Annotated in this window: 14 protein-coding genes; 13 read left to right on the top strand and 1 reads right to left on the bottom strand. The window is 41.5% G+C overall.

Going from position 1 to position 18,450, the window contains the following annotated elements; genetic code table 11:
• Positions 1 to 143 precede the first annotated feature (143 nt).
• From rpsO to V7Z60_RS04860, 11 genes are all read left to right on the top strand, one after another.
• Positions 144 to 413, top strand: coding sequence for a 30S ribosomal protein S15 (gene rpsO, locus V7Z60_RS04810; protein WP_003698657.1), 270 nt, complete (start codon positions 144 to 146; stop codon positions 411 to 413).
• Positions 414 to 746: 333 nt separating this feature from the next.
• Positions 747 to 1,619, top strand: a complete 873-nt coding sequence (gene dapA / locus V7Z60_RS04815; RefSeq protein ID WP_334116713.1) for a 4-hydroxy-tetrahydrodipicolinate synthase — start codon at positions 747 to 749, stop codon at positions 1,617 to 1,619.
• 17 nt (positions 1,620 to 1,636) lie between these two features.
• Entirely contained in the window at positions 1,637 to 3,409 is a 1,773-nt protein-coding gene (locus V7Z60_RS04820) for a ribonuclease J (RefSeq protein ID WP_334116714.1), read from the top strand.
• 54 nt (positions 3,410 to 3,463) lie between these two features.
• Positions 3,464 to 4,351 (top strand): hypothetical protein, encoded by an 888-nt coding sequence (locus V7Z60_RS04825; protein ID WP_334116715.1) that lies wholly within the window; start codon positions 3,464 to 3,466, stop codon positions 4,349 to 4,351.
• Between the two features lie 192 nt (positions 4,352 to 4,543).
• Positions 4,544 to 5,731, top strand: a complete 1,188-nt coding sequence (gene tuf / locus V7Z60_RS04830; RefSeq protein WP_003698651.1) for an elongation factor Tu — start codon at positions 4,544 to 4,546, stop codon at positions 5,729 to 5,731.
• Between the two features lie 162 nt (positions 5,732 to 5,893).
• Positions 5,894 to 7,189 carry a trigger factor gene (tig, locus tag V7Z60_RS04835; protein ID WP_334116717.1) on the top strand — a complete coding sequence of 432 codons (1,296 nt, stop codon included), beginning with the start codon at positions 5,894 to 5,896 and terminating at the stop codon, positions 7,187 to 7,189.
• Positions 7,190 to 7,344: 155 nt separating this feature from the next.
• A complete protein-coding gene (gene clpX / locus V7Z60_RS04840; RefSeq protein ID WP_334116718.1) occupies positions 7,345 to 8,577 on the top strand; it encodes an ATP-dependent Clp protease ATP-binding subunit ClpX in 1,233 nt (410 codons plus the stop codon).
• Between the two features lie 101 nt (positions 8,578 to 8,678).
• Entirely contained in the window at positions 8,679 to 10,103 is a 1,425-nt protein-coding gene (gene gndA, locus V7Z60_RS04845; RefSeq protein WP_334116720.1) for an NADP-dependent phosphogluconate dehydrogenase, read from the top strand.
• Between the two features lie 225 nt (positions 10,104 to 10,328).
• Entirely contained in the window at positions 10,329 to 11,015 is a 687-nt protein-coding gene (locus V7Z60_RS04850; RefSeq protein WP_334116722.1) for a response regulator transcription factor, read from the top strand.
• 14 nt (positions 11,016 to 11,029) lie between these two features.
• The gene (locus V7Z60_RS04855) at positions 11,030 to 12,535 is read left to right on the top strand and encodes a HAMP domain-containing sensor histidine kinase (protein WP_334116724.1); all 1,506 of its coding nucleotides are present in this window, start codon (positions 11,030 to 11,032) and stop codon (positions 12,533 to 12,535) included.
• A gap of 33 nt (positions 12,536 to 12,568) precedes the next feature.
• Positions 12,569 to 13,021, top strand: a complete 453-nt coding sequence (locus V7Z60_RS04860; protein WP_334116726.1) for a GNAT family N-acetyltransferase — start codon at positions 12,569 to 12,571, stop codon at positions 13,019 to 13,021.
• Between the two features lie 37 nt (positions 13,022 to 13,058).
• On the opposite strand, the gene V7Z60_RS04865 is transcribed toward V7Z60_RS04860, so the two are convergent.
• Positions 13,059 to 15,689 (bottom strand): YfhO family protein, encoded by a 2,631-nt coding sequence (locus V7Z60_RS04865; RefSeq protein ID WP_334116727.1) that lies wholly within the window; start codon positions 15,687 to 15,689, stop codon positions 13,059 to 13,061.
• A gap of 272 nt (positions 15,690 to 15,961) precedes the next feature.
• On the opposite strand from V7Z60_RS04865, the gene V7Z60_RS04870 reads away from it, so the two are divergent.
• Entirely contained in the window at positions 15,962 to 18,028 is a 2,067-nt protein-coding gene (locus V7Z60_RS04870) for a peptidoglycan D,D-transpeptidase FtsI family protein (RefSeq protein WP_334116729.1), read from the top strand.
• Between the two features lie 160 nt (positions 18,029 to 18,188).
• The gene (rpmG, locus tag V7Z60_RS04875; RefSeq protein ID WP_004563477.1) at positions 18,189 to 18,338 is read left to right on the top strand and encodes a 50S ribosomal protein L33; all 150 of its coding nucleotides are present in this window, start codon (positions 18,189 to 18,191) and stop codon (positions 18,336 to 18,338) included.
• The last annotated feature ends 112 nt before the right edge of the window (positions 18,339 to 18,450 follow it).

Here is an 18,450-nt window from a genome sequence, read left to right on the forward strand (position 1 = left end):
GAAAATAAATTTTTCTTGCAATTGAAAAAGATATCTAGTATATTATCTACTGTACGCAGAGTACAGACCTTGATCCTGGTTTGGCGACGGCCACCGACGTCTCACTCGGTTCAAGGCAACATTTTTGAAAGGTGGGAAATACATTGGCTATTTCAAACGAAAAGAAAAACGAAATTATGAAGAAGTATGCTCGTCATGAAGGCGATACTGGTTCTGCAGAAGTTCAAATTGCTGTTTTGACGGCAGACATCAACGAACTTAATGATCATATCCGTTCACACAAGAAGGATTATGCTTCACAACGCGGCTTGATGAAAAAAATCGGTCATCGTCGTAACTTGCTTGCATACTTGCGTAAAACAGATATCCAACGTTATCGCGAATTAATCAAGAGCTTGGGCTTGCGTCGTTAATTTGCCAAAAGAGATCGGTATTTCCGATCTCTTTTTTATTTGTTTAAAAGGTGAAAGCGTGGCTTGAAAAATGAGTATTGTCGGTGCGAATAAAAATTTGCTGATTGAAAAAGGCCGGACTCTGAGTGAAAAGATATTTGAAATCAAGCATAATTTCAGGTTGGAACGAGCAAAAAAAGCGAGCATGTGTTATAATTAAGGTTCGATAACTAGGTTTTAGCAGATGCATTATTTTTTAGATGTGGGACGAGCGTGAATGATGTTCGGATTGCATTAAAAAAGAAACAGCTTGGTTTTTTGCCAAATATGGAACTGATGAAAGGTAGATAAGCTATGGATTTAAAAAATAGCCACATTATGACCGCAATGGTAACACCGTTCGGCAAGGACGGAAACGTTGATTATGACTTGTTGAAGAAATTGATTGACCATTTGATTTCAACGGGAACGGACGGTATCTTGGTATCGGGAACGACGGGAGAAGGTCCTACTCTGACCGAAGAAGAAAAAATTGAATTGATTGAAAAGACGGTTGAATATGTTGCAGGACGCGTTCCGGTCATGGCGGGAACTGGCTCAAACAATACGAAGGCAACAATTGAGTATACGAACAAGGTTGCCAAAATCGACGGAGTGGATGCGGCACTCGTCGTTGTTCCCTACTATAACAAGCCTGACCAGGCAGGAATGACAGCTCATTTTACAGCCGTTGCCGATAGTGTCGATTTGCCGATCGTCATGTATAATATTCCTGGACGCACAGGCGTGACAATGGAAGTTGAAACGATTTCTGAACTTTCAAAGCATCAAAATATCATCGGCATCAAGGATTGTACCGGAATCGTCAATATGGCAGAAATCGTTGCGAATACTCCGGATGATTTTTTAGCGTTTACTGGTGAAGATGCTGATGCTTTAGCAGCCAGAAACGTTGGTGCACAGGGCGTTATCTCCGTTGCAAGTCATTTGTTCGGAAAGGAAATCAGCAAGATGTATGCCGCAAATTCAAGGGGTGAAAACGAAATTGCCGGCGAGTTGATGAGAGATCTTACACCAAAGATGAAAGCCTTGTTTTCACATCCGTCTCCGTCACCGGTAAAGGCGGCTTTGAATCATGTCGGAATCGAAGTTGGCGGATGTCGTCTGCCGATTCTTGCGCTTGATGATAATCAAGAGTCAATTTTATTCAACAAGTTGGGAATTTGAAAAATCGAGGTGGAAAAATGAGTGACATTAAAATCATCGCACTCGGCGGCGTCAGAGAAAATGCAAAGAACATGTACGTTGTTGAAGTTGATGACAATATTTATATTTTAGACTGTGGTTTGAAATATCCTGAAAATGAATTGCTCGGAATTGATACCGTAATCCCTGATTTTGAGTATCTCAGACAGAATGCGAGAAGAATCGTTGGCGTCTTTTTAACTCACGGGCATGCTGATGCGATTGGCGCTTTGCCTTATTTTGTGAGTGAATTCGACGTTCCGGTCTTTGGCTCGGAACTTACGATTGAACTTGCCAAAATTGCTTGTGCAAATGAAGATGCGGCAAAAGATTTTGATGATTTTCATATTGTTGACGAAAAAACGGAGATTGATTTTGAAAGTGCAACGGTATCCTTTTTCAAAACGACGCATTCTGTTCCTGAAAGTTTCGGAATCGTAGTCAAAACTCGCAAGGGAAACATTGTTTACACAGGCGATTTCAAATTTGATCAAACCGCTGCAATAGGATATAGAACTGATTTGGGGCGTTTGGCTGAAATTGGCCGTGATGGCGTTTTAGCGCTTCTCAGCGATTCGGCAAATGCGGAGAATCCCAAAGAAACAGTTGACGAACATGTTATTTTCGATTTTATCAGCGAAACTTTTGAATATCACAAGGGACGGATTATCGTTGCGTGCGTTGCTTCAAACATATTACGCGTACAGCAGATTTTTGAAGCAGCAAGCGCAAACAATCGCAAGGTCGTTTTAACTGGGCATGATGCGGAAAAAATCGTCAAAACTGCAATGAGGCTCAATAAACTGCATTTACCAAGCGATGATTTGTTGGTTCCGCTCAAGGATATTAAAAAATATAATGATGATGAAGTCGTTATTTTAGAAACCGGACGATCCGGAGAGCCGCTTAAGTCGCTGCAGAAGATGGCTTTGGGAAGACATCGTGCGGTCAACATTCACGAAGGAGACCTCGTGTTCATCACGACCACGCCGTCACATGCAGTTGAAACAACGGTCGCAAGGACGCGAGACATGATTTATCGTGCTGGCGGTACGGTCAAGGCAATCTCCGATGAGTTCAATTCATCAGGTCACGCAAGCAAAAATGATCTCGAGTTGATGATGAATCTGCTTGAGCCCGAATACGTTTTCCCGGTTCAGGGAGAATATCGCCTGATGTCTGCAAATGCTGATTGTGCAAATGCCGTCGGAATTGACAATGACCATATTTTTCTGCTCAATAAGGGTGATGTTGCTGAATTTGAAAATGACAAGATGATTGTTGCTTCATCTGTTGAGTCTGGAAATACGATGATTGACGGAAGTGGAGTCGGCGATATCGGAAACATTGTTCTTCGGGATCGCAAAATTCTTTCAGAGGACGGAATCTTTATTGCCGTTGTAACAATTGACCGCAAAAAGAACAAGATTGTCGACGTTCCGAAGATTGCAACGCGTGGTTTTGTTTATGTTAAGACCAGCCGTGACCTGATGTCCGAAAGTTCAGAACTTGTTTCAAAAGTCGTTCAGCAAAATCTTGACAACAAGGAATATGATTGGAGCCATTTGAAGCAGGACGTCCGTGATCAGCTCAATCATTTTCTTTACGAACAGACAAAACGTCATCCGGTGATTCTGCCGGTAATTATGGAAATCAACGCACGTCGCGGCGGAAATCAGGGCAAAAAGAAAAAAGCGAACGCCAAGAGCGAAAAGAAACAGACTAAAGCCGCTCGAACGGAAAAGAAAAACAAGAAAAAGAGCAGCAAGTGATTTAATGGGGCCGGAGAAAACTTCGGTTCCATTTTTTGGAGAGAGGTACATTATTTGGAAAAGGAATTTCTGTATAGGAGTGCAGAAAGGTCTTTGGCTGATAAAGACTATTTTAAGGCCGCTGAAGAACTGTCAGAACTTTATGTTGAATACGGCGAAAAGAATTTTCGAACAAACTATTTATTGTTTTTTTCCTTAAAAAATTTAAATGAGCATAAAGGAGCAGTTGAAACAGCTGAGGAGTGCCTGGAAAGTTATATCAGGGACAACGAGAAATTCGGCCAGTATTTAAGCGAAAAGGTTCTTTCCGGTGGGATGATTCAGGCGTTACAACTGAAAAAACAGCTTGAACCTTATATGAGGAAAGCAGAACAAGAATACTTTTCGCAAAGAATTGCCGAGTCTTTTGAAAAGTTTATTGAAGAAAACAACGAAATTTTCCGTGAAGTCAACAAGAGGTTTTCACATTGCGGATCCTTGGATTTTCATGAGCAGTCTGATGCTGTCAAAACGGCATGCTGTTTGGATGAAAATTCTTATGTCAAGGCTGCCAAGCGGGCCTGCTCTGATGAATATCTGCATCCAATGATATGCGGAAGCATTTTAAGCGAATTGAAGAAACTCGGTTGTTCTGAAAGAATCCAGTGTTTTTGTCCGTTGTCAAACGAGATTTGCGAGGTCATTCCGAACAAATTATGTGAAATTGATGAAAGTGTTCTTTATATAAGCATTAAGAAAAGGCTTCAGGAAGATTCGACGATTCCTTTTGATTTAAAGGCAAGATATCTCGATGAAATAAGGGTCAAACTGATGATGATCTGGCCACAAATGCAGGAACTGGATGAAACGGATGGTAAAGTTTTGTACTCTGAATTTATCGGAAAAAGCGTCTCAAAAAGAGCCGAATGGTTTGAAAAACAGCTTAAAGTCTTGGGAAAATAAGAATTTGTTTAAAATGAACACAAATTTTGCGTTTAGTATTTACAAAAAGTGTTCTTGAATATATAATAATTCAAGGTTTTCAACGGAGGAGGTTCAAAGTGAAATTAATACTGTTGAAAGTAGTATAATAATGCTTAAAGGATTATCGGCGTCATGCGGATTATCTTTGCAAATTAACAGGAGGTTCTATTAATGGCTAAAGAACATTACGAAAGAACAAAACCCCATGTAAACATTGGTACAATCGGACACGTTGACCATGGGAAAACAACTTTGACAGCAGCTATCACGACTGTTTTGGCTGAAAAAGGTTTGGCTAAGGCTGAAGATTATGCTTCAATCGATGCTGCTCCAGAAGAACGTGAACGTGGTATCACAATCAACACAGCACACGTTGAATATGAAACAGAAAAGCGTCACTATGCACATATCGATGCTCCAGGTCACGCTGACTACGTTAAGAACATGATTACTGGTGCTGCACAAATGGACGGTGCTATCTTGGTTGTTGCTGCAACTGATGGCCCTATGCCACAGACACGTGAACACATCTTGTTGGCTCGCCAGGTTGGTGTTGAATACATCGTTGTATTCTTGAACAAGTGTGATTTGGTTGACGACGAAGAATTGCTTGACCTTGTTGAAATGGAAGTTCGTGATCTCTTGAGCGAATACGATTTCCCTGGTGATGACATTCCTGTTGTTCGTGGTTCTGCTTTGAAGGCATTGGAAGGCGACGAAGATGCTAAGAAGAAGATTCTTGAATTGATGGATATCGTTGACGAATACATTCCAACACCAGAACGTCCTACAGACAAGCCATTCTTGATGCCTGTCGAAGACGTATTTACGATTACTGGTCGTGGTACTGTTGCTTCTGGCCGTATCGATCGTGGTACAGTCAAGGTTGGCGATGAAGTTGAAATCGTCGGCTTGAAGGAAGACGTTATCAAGACAACGGTTACGGGTGTTGAAATGTTCCGTAAGACTCTTGATCTTGGTGAAGCTGGTGACAACATCGGTGCATTGCTCCGTGGTGTTGACCGTTCACAAGTTGAACGTGGCCAAGTTCTTGCAAAGCCAGGTTCAATTCAAACACACAAGAAGTTCAAGGGCGAAGTTTACGTTCTTACAAAAGAAGAAGGTGGCCGTCATACAGCCTTCTTCTCAAACTACCGTCCACAATTCTACTTCCACACAACTGACGTTACGGGTGTTATCGAATTGCCAGAAGGCGTAGAAATGGTTATGCCTGGTGACAACGTTACATTTACAGTTGAATTGATTGCACCAGTTGCTATCGAAAAAGGTCTTAAGTTCACTGTTCGTGAAGGTGGCCGTACTGTTGGTGCCGGCGTTGTTTCCGAAATCGACGACTAATATTCAATCGAATGTTAAGAGAGAAGCTGAGGTTAACCTCGGCTTCTTTTTTTGATTTTTAGAGTCATAAACATTTACAAATCGGCATTTCTAGGTTAAACTAGTTGAGTATGCAATTACAATAACAGAATTGTAGAAACTATTTTACTCGGAGGGAAAATAATGTCTGTAAAATGGGAAAAAGAAGAAGGTACAAACAACGGTAAGTTGACCTTTGAAATCGAACCTGCAAAAATCAAGGAAGGTTTGGACGTTGCATTCAATCGCGTTAAAAAATCTTTGAATGTTCCGGGCTTCCGTAAGGGAAAGGTTCCTCGTCAAATCTTCAATAAGATGTTTGGTGAAGAATCATTGTATCAAGACGCTTTGAATGCCGTTCTTCCTGAAGCATATACGAATGCTGTTAAGGAATCTGACATCAAGCCTGTTGATCAACCGGAAATCGATGTTGAATCAATGGAAAAAGATTCTGCATGGGTTTTGACTGCTAAGGTTACTGTTGAACCGGAAGTGGAACTTGGTGAATACAAGGGCCTTGAAGTGGCTGCACAGTCAACGGAAGTTACGGATGAAGACGTTGACGCCGAATTGAACAGTATGCGTGAACAACAGGCTGAACTTGTCTTGAAAGAAGATGCTCCCGCAGAAAAGGGCGATACGGTCGTTATCGATTTTAACGGTACGATTGATGGTGTTCCTTTTGAAGGCGGCAAGAGCGAAAACTATTCTCTTGAACTTGGCTCAAACACTTTCATTCCAGGTTTCGAAGATCAGTTGGTAGGTCATAAGGCTGACGAAGACGTCGATGTCAAGGTAACGTTCCCTGAAGACTATCAAGCAGAAGACCTTCAAGGCAAGGAAGCAGTTTTTGCTACAAAGATTCATGAAGTTAAGGCTAAGGAATTGCCTGAACTTGATGATGACTTTGCAAAGGACGTTGATGAAGAAGTTGAAACTTTAGTTGAACTTAAGGCTAAAGTTCGTGAAGAACTTGAAAACAACAAGAAAGAAGCAGCACACGAAAAAGTTCAGGACGAAGCAATCGAAAAGGCTGTTGAAAATGCAAAGATCGGTGAAATCCCGGCAGTTATGATTGATGAAGACGTTCATCGTCAAATGGAACAATATCTTGGCGGTATGCAACAACAAGGCATCAGTGCTGACATGTACTACAAGCTTACCGGCACAACGGAAGAAGATCTTCATAAGCAGTTTGAAGAAGGCGCTGCAAAGCGTGTCAAGACCAACCTTGTTCTTGAAGCAATCGTTGCTGCTGAAGGCGTAAAGGCTACTGAAGAAGAAATTGACAAGGAAATCAAAGAACTGGCTGCTCAATACGGCATGGATGAAAAGGCAGTCCGTTCTGCATTGTCAGATGATATGCTCAACCATGACATTTCAATCAGAAAAGTTGTTGATGAAATCACAGATTCTGCAAAGCAAGTCGAAAAGGATTAATTTCTGTTAATCAGAATTGAGAATACGGTGATTGCGGTAATTTGTCTGCAATTGCCGTATTTTTTTGGTTGCTTCAAGCAAAATTGAGCCAACTATTAGCGTTTATTCTCAATCTCTGATAAAATGGAGTAAATAAGCTACTAAGGTGATAATAAATGTACGACAATACAGATCAAAGTGAATCAGCAATCTGCTCATTTTGCGGTAAAAGCGAACGACAGGTCAAAAGCATGATTTCCGGACCGGGAGTTTACATCTGCAACGAATGCGTTGAGTTGGCACAGTCAATCATCAGCGAAGAAAACAAGGTTTCAGCACAGCGCGAACTGACTGATGTTTTGACGCCAAAGGAAATCGTAAATACCTTAAATCAGTACGTCATTGGCCAGAACGAGGCCAAGAAGACATTGGCGGTTGCGGTTTACAATCATTACAAGCGCATCAACGCAATGCTTGAAGATGAAAACGAAGATACGGAACTTCAAAAAAGCAATATCTGCTTGATCGGGCCAACCGGGTCCGGCAAGACATATCTTGCGCAAAGTTTGGCAAAATTGCTGAACGTTCCTTTTGCAATCGCTGATGCTACGACGCTGACTGAAGCAGGTTACGTTGGCGAGGACGTTGAAAACATTTTGCTTAAGCTCTTGCAAAATGCGGATTACGATGTAGAGCGTGCACAAAGAGGAATCATCTACATCGATGAAATTGACAAAATTGCTAAAAAGAGCGAAAACGTTTCGATTACGCGAGATGTTTCCGGTGAAGGCGTTCAGCAATCCCTTCTTAAAATTTTGGAAGGAACGATTGCGAACGTTCCTCCGCAAGGCGGCAGAAAGCATCCTCAGCAAGAATTTATACAAATAGACACGACTAACATCCTGTTCATTGTCGGTGGGGCTTTCGATGGCATTGAAAAAATCGTTAAGAACCGTTTGGGCGACAAAACAATCGGCTTTGGTGTTGAAGCCCGCAAGAACTATGATGAATCAAAGAGTCTGATGCAGCAGATTATTCCGGAAGACTTGTTGAAGTTTGGACTGATTCCTGAATTTATCGGACGTTTGCCGATTATTACCGCACTTGAAAAATTGACGGAAGATGATCTGGTTCGAATATTGACTGAACCCAAAAATGCTTTGGTTAAGCAATATACTAAACTTCTGTCATTCGATGACTGCGAATTGATTTTTGAGGATGATGCCTTGCGCGAAGTTGCGCGTTTGGCAATCGAACGCAATACTGGAGCGCGCGGATTGCGCTCGATAATTGAAGCAACGATGCGCGATGTTATGTTTGACGTTCCGAGCGATAAGGATATCGCCAGGGTTGTTATTACCAAAGAAACTGTTGACGGTACGGGAAAGCCTGAAATCGTCAAGAGGTAATTGGTATCTAAAAATTAAGTTATTCGTAAGGTATTTTATTTAATTTTGCCGGTTTTTTTGATAAAATTAACGCGAATAGTTTTTTCAGGAGGTTTCTACAGATGGATAAACCACAAATTGGTGTTATTGGTATGGCCGTAATGGGCAAAAATTTGGCTTTGAACATAGAGAGCCGCGGATTTACGGTCGCAATTTTCAATCGTTCAGGTTGGAAGACAGAAAAGGTCGTCGCAGATCACCCGGACAAGAATCTTGTTCCGAGTTACACGATTGAAGATTTTGTCAACTCTTTGGAGAAGCCGCGTCGGATTATTTTGATGGTCAAGGCCGGTGCTCCGACGGATGCGACGATTGCCAAATTGCTTCCGTTCCTTGAAAAAGGCGATGTTTTGATTGATGGTGGCAACACGTTCTTCGAAGATACGGTGCGCCGCAATAAGGAACTTGACAACTCTGGAATCAACTTTATCGGCATGGGCGTTTCAGGCGGTGAAAAGGGTGCCCTTGAAGGACCTTCGCTTATGCCCGGCGGCCAGAAAGAAGCCTATGATCTTGTTGAACCAATCTTGAAGAAGATTGCAGCCAAGGCAGAAGACGGTGAACCTTGCGTATCTTACATCGGCCCTAATGGTGCCGGTCACTATGTAAAGATGGTTCATAACGGTATAGAGTATGGCGATATGGAGCTTATTTCCGAAAGCTATAATCTTTTACGTAATTTACTGGGACTCTCCGTCGAGGAAATCGCAGACATCTTCCATGAATGGAAAGACGGCGAACTTGACAGCTATTTGATTGACATCACTGCAGATATTTTGACGCGCAAAGATGATGAAGGAACAGATAATCCGATTGTCGACATGATTCTCGATCGTGCTGGAAACAAGGGAACGGGCAAGTGGAGTTCACAAAGTGCGTTAGAACTTGGCGTACCTCAATCATTGATTACGGAATCTGTTTATTCACGCTATATTTCGGCATTGAAGGACGAGCGCATTGCTGCTTCCAAGGTTTTGAAAGCTCCTTCCAAGGTTGAGATTACGGACGCTGAAAAGAAGGAATTGATTGAAAAGATTCGCCAGGCTCTCTACTTCAGTAAGATTATGAGTTACGCTCAAGGTTTTGAACAAATGCGCGTTGCTTCAGAACATTATGACTGGAACTTGAAATATGGCGAACTTGCTATGATTTGGCGTGAAGGCTGCATTATTCGGGCACAATTCTTACAGAAGATAACTGATGCGTTTACTGCTGATCCGAAACTTAAGAATCTGCTCCTTGATTCATACTTTACAGATGTTGCCGCTAAGTATCAGTCTGCTGTTCGTGATGTTGCTGCGCTTGCAATTCGTGCCGGCGTTCCGTGCCCTGGATTTACCAGTGCGATTACCTATTACGATCAATATCGCTCAGAAGTGCTTCCGGCCAATCTTATTCAGGCTCAACGCGATTATTTTGGTGCTCACACATATGAACGTACTGATAAGGAAGGCATGTATCATTACGAATGGTACCATGAAGAGTAATCATCTGTATGATTGTGTAACGTCAGTCCAAGGGACTGGCGTTTTTTATTGTTTTTACAGTTGAAATATTATAGAATGATTAGAGGGGTGCCTGAATCATTGGCAGTATTCGCAACTAAATACTTTTTAAATGGTGCCTAAACGTGTATACTATAAGTTAGCTTAAAAGTATCAAAGAGTGTATGGAATGCTTATTTCAAAAAATATTTTTTAGGAGTGTAATAAATGAGCAGAATTTTGATTATTGAGGACGAAGATAATTTGTCCAACTTCGTTAGCCTTGAACTTCAACATGAAGGATATGAAACAAAGGTATGTGAAAATGGTCGGGAAGGCTTGGATACTGCATTGAATGAAGATTGGGATGCGATTTTGCTTGATTTGATGCTTCCGGAACTGAACGGATTGGAAGTATGCCGCCGTCTTCGTCAGTCAAAGAGCACGCCGATTATTATGATGACTGCGCGCGATTCGGTTATCGATCGAGTTTCCGGGTTGGATCACGGAGCTGATGATTATGTCGTTAAACCATTTGCAATTGAAGAACTGCTGGCACGTTTGCGTGCTGTTTTACGTCGTGTTGATTTTGAAAATGATCATGGGACGACAAAGCAAACGACCGTGACTTATCGTGACTTGACGATTGAAAAGGAAAACCGCGTCGTACGTCGCGGTGACGAAATAATTGAGCTTACTAAGCGTGAATACGAATTACTGTTGACGTTGATGGAAAACATTAATGTTGTTTTGGCACGCGACGTTCTTTTGAAAAAGGTTTGGGGATATGAATCTCAAATCGAAACCAACGTTGTTGACGTATATATCCGTTACCTGCGCAATAAGATCGACCGTCCAGGCGAAGACAGCTACATCCAGACTGTTCGTGGTACCGGGTACGTAATGCGTTCCTAGGGTTTTGAAAAAAAATGTCAAAACTTCGTAACGAAAAAAATGGCAGCAGATCCTTTTTCTCGCTTAAAGCAAAGTGGTCGATCGGTACGGGAATTGGGGTTTTGGTAATTTTTGCAGTTTTCTCGGTAATGCTTTTTCAAAGTTTTTCAAGTTTGCTGATGAATCAGGAAAAGCAATATGCAGAAGACTCTTTGCGGACTGCAATCGGAAAACTCGCTGACAACGAGGATGAGTTAACGAAACAGGACGTTGTGAAAAGTTTGAGCTTGAAGATTACTCCAAGCGACAACCAGAATTTGTATACGAATTCTGTTTATACGTCGTTGACTCGCGAAAATATTGGAATCAGCGTTTATAATTTATCGGGCGATCTTGTCTTCGCATCAAGAAACGTGCCTGTCAAATTCAGTTCTGGCGGATATCAAGAGAGTCGTTTGTCAAAAGACAAGAACGGACGTTCAATTTATGTTTTGAGTCATTCCGTTTATTCCAAGACAACTCATCGAACAATCGGATATGTCCAGGTTACGAACAGCCTGATCAGTTACGATCGAACAAGGCAGAGACTGGTAATTATTTTTCTCGTCTTTGGTCTGACTGCGGCTTTTGCACTTGCACTGCTTGCCTATGGACTTTCATCGTGGCTTTTGCGGCCAGTCGATGACATTCATGATGTTATCGGAAAAATTACCCAAGGCGATGAAAGCGAGGCATTGGCCAACGTCAGGGTCCCTGAATACAACTACAAAGATGAACTTGTTGAGTTAAGTGAGATGTTCAACGGCATGCTTGATCGAATGGAGAGGTACGTTGAACAGCAGCAGCAATTTGTTGAAGACGTTTCGCATGAATTGAGGACACCCGTGGCTATTATTCAAGGACATTTGGAAATGCTTAACCGTTGGGGAAAAGACGATCCGAAAGTCCTGGATAATTCGATCAAGGCTTCATTGCAGGAAATCAACCGGATGAAAAGTTTGGTTCAGGAAATGCTGGACCTGTCGAGAGCTGAGCAAGTTGAAATCCAATTTGCGAATGAAGTTACAGACGTCAAGGAAGTAGGTATGCTCGTCTATAACAATTTCAAGATGATTCATCCTGAGTTTACGTTTGTGATGGATTGTGATTTGAAAGAGGCGACTAAAGTTCAGATATATAGAAATCACCTGGAACAGATACTGATAATTTTGATGGACAATGCCGTCAAATATTCGACGAATCGTCCCGAGGTTCATATGTCGCTTGCAAAGACTTCAAGATATGCGCAAATTGTGGTGCAGGATTTTGGTGAGGGAATTTCTCAAGAGAACGCAAGCAAAATTTTTGATCGTTTTTATCGTGTCGATAAGGCTCGCAGCCGCGACAAAGGTGGAAACGGTTTGGGACTTGCCATCGCTCATCGTTTGATTGAAGGCTATCATGGCAAGATGACCGTTGAAAGCGTCTTGGGTCAAGGGTCTGTTTTTAGAATCTCTTTGCCATTGATTCGTGAAGAAGAAAAAAAAGAATCTAAGGAATAAAGCGAGGGTTATAGAAGAGAGGAATCGTTCATTATGATTGAGATTATTGAATCTTCCATTGAGAGTAAAGATGCAGAAAAACTCATCTCGGAACTGAATCAAAGCTTAATCGAAATTACTGGGGATGACGGGACTTCAAATTTTAATTCTGATGACGTTAAGGAAATCGGAACTGTTTTTTTGATTGCTTATTTTAACGGAATTCCGTACGGATGCGGGGCTTTGAGAAAACTGTCCGATGACGTTGCCGAAATAAAGCGAATATATGCCAAGACTAATTGCGTCGGAATCGGTCGTGCGATTATTGAAAAGTTGGAAGAAAAAGCCGTGGAATTTGGGTATGCCAGGATTTTGCTTGAAACCAGAAAGCAGAACAAGCATGCAATCAAATTTTACAACAGATGCGGATATGTTCACTGTGAAACGTACGGAAGGTATCGCACAAATGATGATGCATACTGTTTTGAAAAAAATTTGAATATGTAAAAAACACTCGTCATTTAGGCGAGTGTTTTTTTACATATCAGACGAATCCCCATTTTTTAAGTTTTGAAAAGTTGCAGATTATTAAAAGCAGACCGCAAGACAGCATTGAAACGATGCAGCCGATGTCGAGATACGGAGGGGTATATTTTAAAACGATTCGATGTTTTCCTGGAGAAAGCAGTGCACCGATGAATGTGTTTTGGATTTTAGTAATTGGAGTTGATTTTCCATCGACGGTCAAACGCCATCCTTGATTATACGGGATGGTCGTTGCCATCAGCTGATTTGAGTCCAGAGTCAAAGTGCCCTTGATTGAAGTCGATGTTGCTTTCATATTAGCCAGGCTATTGATTTTGACCTGTTCAAGCTTGTTCAGGACCGACTGCGTATCCAATTGATACAAAACAAAGTTGTTAAGCCAGAGACTATCTTTCTTGAAACGTGCCGTAAGGACGATTTCATTGCCCTTATCATGGTTGGCAACGTTTATGACAACCGTATGTCTAAAGGTTCCGTAATGGTTTAACAAACGGTTTCCGCGGTACCACGTGACGTTATCGCTGTTGAGACTCGGTCCGAGCGTAATATAGTAAGAATCATTTGTTTTAGGCGTGAATTTGAAGATGATTTTGGCTTCCTTGCTGCGTTTGATTTTTTTAAAGGATGAATTGGTCAAATTTACCTGTTTAGGCGTATTTTGGAATATGACCTCATTGAAATTGCAAGGGTAGAAATATCTCGTTGACGGCCATGTCGAAGTAGCCGCATTCAGCCAGGAAGTCTGATAGTTTATAGGATCGTTGTAAAGAATTTTTTGGTTGAGCAAGGCTTTGTTGGACGCATAGATGATATTTGACGAATAAGGATTTCGGTAGATTCTAGTACTGTTTGTCTCCTTGATCAGATTGTATTCTGTTGCATCGGGGCGCTCGCTGACGACATTCAGATCCGTTTTTGGCTGCTTTATTTCTTCCGCGTCTTTTGGCTGAATCAAGTATTTCATGTCAAGCAATCCATCGGTAATCAATGTTCCGTTCGTGTAAGCCACATAATTGTCACCATCAGGATTTCCGATCTGACCGTAAAAATCGGGGATGCTTTTTTCAAGCGCTGAACTGAAATATGAGCCAAAATTCATGTTTTGCGCAAGGCCGTCGTTTTTTGTGCGACAATAAAGCGAAGCAATCCGATAAAGCGACTTGTCCAAAGAAGCAAGGACCTTTTTATCTTGGGCCAGCGTTTTTGTCGGATCGGCAAATTCTTTTTGAGTCAAATAGCTAAGATTGTTAAGCGACATGCAGGCATTAATGCTCATTTCAAAGATGACAACGATCAAGAGCAGAAAATCTTTTGAATCAAAGTCTAATAATTTGTCTGGCAGTGCCATCAAAATAACCGTCAGCAAGGCAAAAACGGCTGAAATAATCAAAGTCTGTCTTGATGCAAAACTAAATTTCTTAAGGTTGACCGCAACGTAAATAATGACTCCGATATACAGAACTCCTGGCACTGTCAGGAAAATCCTTGTTTGACGGTTTTTTCTTGACAGTGCGGCATGTGCAAGAAAAATCATCCAAAAACTGACGATGAAAGAAAATCGATACGGATACCAAACTGGAAATTGCATTCCGTGCCAAAATAAATCAAGCGGTTCAAAGCACATCGACAAGATGAGAAAACAGGTAATGAGAAAAGCCGTAATCCTTGAGCGCAGTTTGATTTTTTTGCAAAAGAAGAACAGACAGAATGCAAACAATGCCAAACTTGAGATAAATAAATTCGGCTGACCTGACGGAAGCTGATCGAAATTAAAGGCACCCATTGTCAGTTTGGAAACCATTTTAATCGGATTATATTCAAGCTTAAAGCTGATTTTTTCTTGCGTGTATTGTCCCTTGCTTACGGACAGGGTGTAAAGAGTCGAAAGAAGTGTCAAACAGCCAACGCCAACGGCAAGCAAGGAGCTTCCAATAAAGATTGTGGCTTTTTTAAGCATGATTTTTGGAGTTTCGAAGGTGTCGCAAGCATACCAGACGAAAAAGAGAACTAAAAAGATGCAGATCATATAAGCCATGTAGTAGTTGACAATGATCATTAATCCGAGCAAAAGAACGTAGCAGGCAGGTTTTGCATTTTCCATCAGGTTATAGAAGCCGGCAATTATCAGCGGCAAAAAGACGCAGGCATCAAGCCACAGCAAATTGAATTGGTTGGCAACGAACCATCCCATCATTGCGTATGTAACGGCAAGCGCTGAATTGACAAGCTTTGTTTTTTCATTTCGTTTTTGAAGCAGCCAGGCCATTGCTAGACCGGAACATCCATACTTCAAAAGCGTGATGAGCATGATGCCTGCAGTGAGCGTTTTCCCCTTGAAAAACAGAAAAATCAGGTTGAACGGACTTAAGAGATAGTAGGCAAATTCTCCGATCATTTCCCCGCCAATCGCTTTTGAAAACGAATAGAAGATTTTTGCCGGATCGTGAAGCAGCGTGTCACGATATGCAGCAAAGAAGTCGACGTATTGCTGTCCCAAATCAACGGTTAAAAGACTGCTTTTGCCAAAGGGATACATTCCCCTGTAGATGAAGTAGCCAAGCATGATCGTGACAGGAACGAAGAATCCGACGAATAACGGATAATTTTTTTTGATGAATTCTTTTTTCATGAATTTCGATTCCCTTCGAATTAATTACGTATAGCATAACACCAGAAAGCTGAAAAAGATGCTTGAAAGCATAAATATGAAATAATTTTAAAAATTAGATAAGCTTGAGCAAATTTACTCAAATTTTATAACTAATATAGGCTATTTTAGCATATAATGAAAGGAGTACGCAGAATATGAGCTGTTTCAGATCATATATTTCACTGACTTGCTAAAATAGCGTATAATAAGCTGATGGGAACATCATCATGAAAAGATAGGAGTTTTTGGCGGTGAATTTTTTAAAAAAAGCCAGCAGCAATCACGATAAGAAAAATAAATCACATATTCCTTTCAGATTGAACTTTCTTTTTTTCGTCGTGTTCATTTTGTTTGCGGCTCTGATTGTCCAACTTGCATATTTGCAGATAGTTTTTGGACCACGTTTTGAGTCTGAAGCTCAAAGCGGTGACACAAGGACCGAAACGAAAAATGTTCAACGCGGGATGATTTATGATTCGACCGGTAAGGTTTTAGTGGCAAACAATACCTCAAGAGCGATTACCTACACCAAGCCGCTGATGATTTCTTCTTCTGACATGTTCAAGATTGCCAACAACTTGATAAAATATGTTGAAATTGAGCCAGGCGAACTGTCCGATTCCAATAAGGAAGACTATTATCTGGCCAATCCCAGGCATGAAAAGTTCGTCAAAAGTCAAATCAAGAATGCGAATAAAATTACCGATTCATCCAAGCTGTATCACATGGAACAGGATTATGTCAAAAAACACAGGCTTGGAATGAAGCTCACTGACAACCAAAAGCGAGCAGCGACTGTTTATTCAAAAATGAATGGCGCCTATTCACTTTCAACCGTTTATATCAAGACAAAAGACGTGACCGATAATGAAATGGCCGTCGTTGGCGAAAATCTCTCAGAGCTTCCAGGAATCAAAATCGGAACAAGCTGGACTCGTTCATATCCTAACGGCGATTCCGTCAAAAGCGTTATCGGGACTGTTACGACTGAAAAACAGGGCCTTCCGAGCGACATGATCAACACTTTGCTTGCAGAGGGGTATTCACGAAATGACAGCGTCGGTTCAAGTTACGTTGAATCACAATATGAAAATGTCTTGAAGGGAACCAAGGAGGTCATTAACGTTGAAACCAGAAATGACAAAATTGTCAAGGAAATTAAGCAATACGGCGGCAAAGCCGGTGACAACGTTGAATTGACGATTAATTCCGATTTTCAGAACAAGGTTCAAAAGATTATGAATGATTGTGTCAAATCGATTGTCGGAAGCAATCCGTATTCTCCTGGTGCCTATGCAGTAGTGATGAATCCGAATACCGGCGGCATCTATGCTTTGGCTGGCGTCAGTCGCAACGTGAAGACAGGAAAAATTACCGACAATGCTCTTGGAGCAATCAATCAGACTTATGTAATGGGTTCCGTCGTCAAGGGTGCAATGGTTCTCGGAGCTTTGAAATCAGGCGTGATTACACCGTCAAACAACACGCTGACGGATGAACCAATCAAGCTCAAAGGGACGGCAACCAAATCTTCCTGGTTCAATAAAACCGGCGGAGCAAACATGTCTTTGACGGCCTCCGATGCATTGGAAGTTTCTTCAAACTCGTACATGATGAAACTTGCCATGATGGAAGGTGGGTTCAACTATGTTCCCGGGTCTGCCTTGTCGCTTTCAAATTCGATTTTTGACAAGCTTCGTTCCAATTTCAAACAGTTTGGACTTGGCGTTAAGACAGGCATTGATATTCCAGGAGAAGCAAAGGGGTTTGAAGGACCTGCCAATCAGGCTCATATCGGTAATGCGCTCGATTTGTCGTTTGGCAACTATGATTCATATACGACGCTTCAATTGGCACAGTACATTTCAACGATTGCAAATGGCGGTTACAGACTGCAGCCGCACTTGCTTAAATCCATTCGCTCCACCAATCGTGACGGTTCGCTTGGAGAGGTGAAATATGAATTTGAGCCGAATGTTTTGAACGTTGTTGGTGCAACGGATTCACAGTGGAACGTCGTCAAGGAAGGGCTTTGGAAAGTTGTTCACGGCACCAGTTCCTACAGAACGGGGACAAGGCTTGCAGACATCAAGCCGGCAGTATGTGCCAAGTCTGGTACTGCTCAGACGTTTTATAATACTGCAGAAACTGAAACGCTCAGTCTTGTCACCTATGCTCCGCAAAAAAATCCTCAAGTTGCAATTGCCGTAGCTTTCCCTAACATCAGCGACAGTTCCTGCAGCATCAATGCAACAGCAGTTAAGGAAATTTACGATGCTTATTGGAAAACCGTGCAGACAAGTGATGGTTTAAAGTAGCAAAAGCACCAAGTTGAGTGTATTTTTACTGTCAAGTAAAAATACTTAACGAAAAACTGAAAAAATACTGGTAATCAAACCGAAAAGATGATATGATATTAAGCGTTGGAGTTGCACCTTTGCAATTCGTTAAATGATACGTAAGTTTGGAGGTTTGAAAATGCGCGTAAACATCACATTGGAATGCACGGAATGTCATGAACAAACATACTTGACAAACAAGAACAAGCGTAACAATCCTGATCGTCTTGAGCTTAAGAAGTATTGCCCACGCGATCGCAAAGTTACATTACATCGTGAAACAAAATAACAACAGGCTTAAAACCCTGTTGTTTTTTTATTAGTGAATATAACCGCTTACAAGAGTGTGATTTTAATGAAGAATGCTTTTAGAAACAGACAGTTTGAAATAATCAGACATC

The sequence above is a fragment of the Ligilactobacillus sp. genome, assembly GCF_036846325.1.
In the GTDB taxonomy this organism is placed as follows: Bacteria; Bacillota; Bacilli; order Lactobacillales; family Lactobacillaceae; genus Ligilactobacillus.

Bases quoted from the DNA above. Each gene is read 5' to 3' on its own strand.
- clpX (WP_334116718.1), top strand. From the start codon at position 7,345: ATGTACGACAATACAGATCAAAGTGAATCAGCAATCTGCTCATTTTGC.
- V7Z60_RS04865 (WP_334116727.1), bottom strand. From the start codon at position 15,689: ATGAAAAAAGAATTCATCAAAAAAAATTATCCGTTATTCGTCGGATTC.
- dapA (WP_334116713.1), top strand. From the start codon at position 747: ATGGATTTAAAAAATAGCCACATTATGACCGCAATGGTAACACCGTTC.
- rpmG (WP_004563477.1), top strand. From the start codon at position 18,189: ATGCGCGTAAACATCACATTGGAATGCACGGAATGTCATGAACAAACA.
- V7Z60_RS04855 (WP_334116724.1), top strand. From the start codon at position 11,030: ATGTCAAAACTTCGTAACGAAAAAAATGGCAGCAGATCCTTTTTCTCG.
- tig (WP_334116717.1), top strand. From the start codon at position 5,894: ATGTCTGTAAAATGGGAAAAAGAAGAAGGTACAAACAACGGTAAGTTG.
- V7Z60_RS04850 (WP_334116722.1), top strand. From the start codon at position 10,329: ATGAGCAGAATTTTGATTATTGAGGACGAAGATAATTTGTCCAACTTC.
- gndA (WP_334116720.1), top strand. From the start codon at position 8,679: ATGGATAAACCACAAATTGGTGTTATTGGTATGGCCGTAATGGGCAAA.
- tuf (WP_003698651.1), top strand. From the start codon at position 4,544: ATGGCTAAAGAACATTACGAAAGAACAAAACCCCATGTAAACATTGGT.
- V7Z60_RS04820 (WP_334116714.1), top strand. From the start codon at position 1,637: ATGAGTGACATTAAAATCATCGCACTCGGCGGCGTCAGAGAAAATGCA.
- V7Z60_RS04860 (WP_334116726.1), top strand. From the start codon at position 12,569: ATGATTGAGATTATTGAATCTTCCATTGAGAGTAAAGATGCAGAAAAA.